A 2,867-nucleotide genomic window follows, 5' to 3' on the forward strand; every position below is an offset into this window, starting at 1 on the left:
GGCGGACATCCAAGCCTTGGTGCAGGGCTTGCCCGCGCAGTCGTTGTTCCACCCTGGCAATGAGCGGATGTTGAGCAATGTGCGCGGCATTGTGGGCACGTATCTGGCGCCGTATAACTATCTGCCTGGCGACGCGGGTCCCAAGAGCTGGTCGATCCGCCGGCACGTCCAAGAAGGCCAAGGGTGGCTGTGGTTGCCGTATCGCGAAGACCAGCGGGCGGCGCTGCGGCCGCTGCTGGCAACGTGGCTCGGCGAAGCAATCAACGCGATGTTGTCGATGTCGTCAGACTTGGATCGGCGGCGCTGGCTGCTGCTCGACGAAGTGGCGAGCCTGGGTTGCGTGCAGGGCCTGAGCGATGCGCTGACACGCGGGCGCAAATATGGTCTGTGCGCGATCTTGGGGTTGCAATCGGTGGCGCAGTTGCGCGGGGCGTATGGCGATGATGGAGCGCAGACATTGCTGTCGTGCCTGTCGTCGCAGCTGATCTTGCGCGCCAATGATCCGGAGACGGCCGACTACGCGAGCCGGCACTTGGGCAAGTGCACGGTCGTGCGCACGTCGGCCACGTATGGCGGCAAAAACGGTCCGACACGCACGCGTGTGGAGCACACCGAGGAGTTGGTGCTGGCGTCGGAAATCCAGAGCTTGCCCGATCGCCGGGGCTATCTACGCTTGGCGGGTCAGAACCGTGTGCGCTGCGTGAAAATCCCGATCATCAAACGTGCACCTTACGCAGAGCCGTTCGAGCCGCGTCCGCTCGAACGATCAGCGCCGTCGAGTCCTCCTTCGCCACCGGCGATCACTCCCTCGCCGAATCTGCCGCCGCGTCCGGTGCTGGATGCGGATGCGATCCTGGGTGCGGGCCGCGAGTAGTCCACCATGCTCTCAATCAGTGCACGTCATGCATCGGCCGGCGGCATCCGCGCCTACCTGGAGGGCGAGCGCGATGGCGCGAATCACGCCGTCGAGGACTACTACACGCAAGAGGGTCGCGCATCGGGCCGTTGGCTCGGCAGCGGCGCGATCGCGTTGGGCTTAGCCGACGAGGTTGGCGAGCACGCGTTCGATCGCTTGGCGGCCGGCTTCCATCCGCAGACTGGCGAAGCGCTGGTGCAACGTGCCGGCGAGAATCATCGGTCGGGCTGGGACTTGACGTTCTCGGCGCCGAAGTCGGTCTCGATCGTGTGGGGCCTGGCCGATCGCGAGCAACGCGACGCGATCGAGCAGGCGCACACGCAGGCGGTGGAGCGAGCGCTGGGGTTGGCCGAGCGGGAGCGCTTGTTCGTCACGCGGCGCGGCAAGGATGGCATCGAGCGTGAAACCGCCGCGCCGGTGATCGCGACGTATGTGCACGGGACGAGTCGCGAGGCCGATCCGCAGTTGCACACGCATGCGTTCGTGATGAACGTGGCGGCGCGCCACGATGGCAGCCACGGCACGCTTGAGACGAAACCCTTGTACACGTGGAAGATGGCGCTGGGCGCGGCGTATCGCGCCGAACTCGCACACGGGTTGCGCGAGCGGGGCTATGCGGTCGAGGCGGACAGCAAGGCCAGCTTCCGCTTGAGCGAGATGCCGCGAGAGGTGGACCGGCACTTCTCGAAACGGCGCGTGCAGATCGAAGCGGCCATGGCCGAGCGCGGCACGAGCGGTGCGCGGGCAGCGGAGATCGCGGCGCTGGAGACGCGCAGGCCCAAGGAAGCGGCGACGGCCGCGACCTTGCGCGAGCACTGGCGAGAGGAAGCCCTGGCCTACGGCGTGACGGTCGAGCGCCTGGCGGACCTCACGCGCCACGCCACGCCCGAGCTGGAGGCAGTGGCGACGCGAACCGTGATCGATCGCTTGAGTCACCAGCAGAGCACGTTCACCCAGGCGGACCTGACACGTGCAGCGGCCGAGCACGTGCAGCTGGCCGGCGGTGGCCTGGCGCGCACGGAGGCGTTCGTGCGGGAAGCAATGAAGGATGCCGAGATCGTGGCGCTCGCCGGCGAGCGCTACACGACCCGCGAAATGCTCCAGATCGAAGGCGATGCACTGGCGCGGGCGCAGCAGATGGCGAAACAGGCGGCGTACCCAGTCGAGGCGACGTTGCGCGATCACACGCTCTCCGACGAGCAGCGCGCCGCGTTGAACCACATCACGGCGCCGTCGCGCTTGAGTGTCCTGGAAGGCTTGGCGGGCACCGGCAAGAGTCACTTGCTCGGCGTGGCTCGCGAGGCATGGGAAGCGAGCGGCTACGAGGTGCGCGCGGCGGCGCTCGCCGGCAAGGCGGCGAGCGGTCTGCAATCGGGCAGCGGCATCCGTGCGCAGACCTTGCACTCGCTGTTGAACGACCTGGGGCGTGGCCGCGATCACCTGACCGATCGCACGGTGCTGGTGGTCGACGAAGCGGGCATGGTCGGTTCGCGTCAGTTCGCCCGCTTGCTGGACGAGGCCGATCGGGCGCGGGCGAAGCTGGTGCTGGTCGGTGATGCGAATCAGTTGCAGCCGATCGAGGCGGGTCAGTTGTTCGAGCGCATCAGCGGCGAAGTCGGTCATGCGCGCCTGACCGAAATCCAGCGTCAGCGCGACGTCGCCGATCGGGCGATGGTGCAGGCGTTGGCCGTGGGCGATGCACGGTCGGCGCTGGACTCCCTACAGGCACGCGGTCGGCTGCATGCGCAGCCTGATCGCGAACAGGCGATGCGTCAGTTGGTGCGCGACTGGAGTGCGACGCGAGATGCGCGGCTGCCCGGCCAGGACGTGATGTTGGGCGCGACGCGGGCGGACACGGCGGAGTTGAATCGTCTGGCGCGGGATGGGTTGCACGAGCGTGGTGCGCTGCATCGCGGCCGGGTGATCGAGGCGGCGCACGGGCCGATGGCAT

Annotated in this window: 2 protein-coding genes; both read left to right on the forward strand. The window is 67.7% G+C overall.

What is annotated here, in order from left to right:
- Nucleotides 1–874 (forward strand): type IV secretion system DNA-binding domain-containing protein (locus ABD002_RS19540; protein WP_343794290.1); only part of this gene is annotated, 874 nt, incomplete at its 5' end.
- A 6-nt stretch (nt 875–880) separates the two neighbouring features.
- Nucleotides 881–2,867 (forward strand): MobF family relaxase (mobF, locus tag ABD002_RS19545; RefSeq protein ID WP_343794292.1); only part of this gene is annotated, 1,987 nt, incomplete at its 3' end.

This window comes from Dokdonella soli, from assembly GCF_039523175.1.
In the GTDB taxonomy this organism is placed as follows: domain Bacteria; phylum Pseudomonadota; class Gammaproteobacteria; order Xanthomonadales; family Rhodanobacteraceae; genus Dokdonella_A; species Dokdonella_A soli.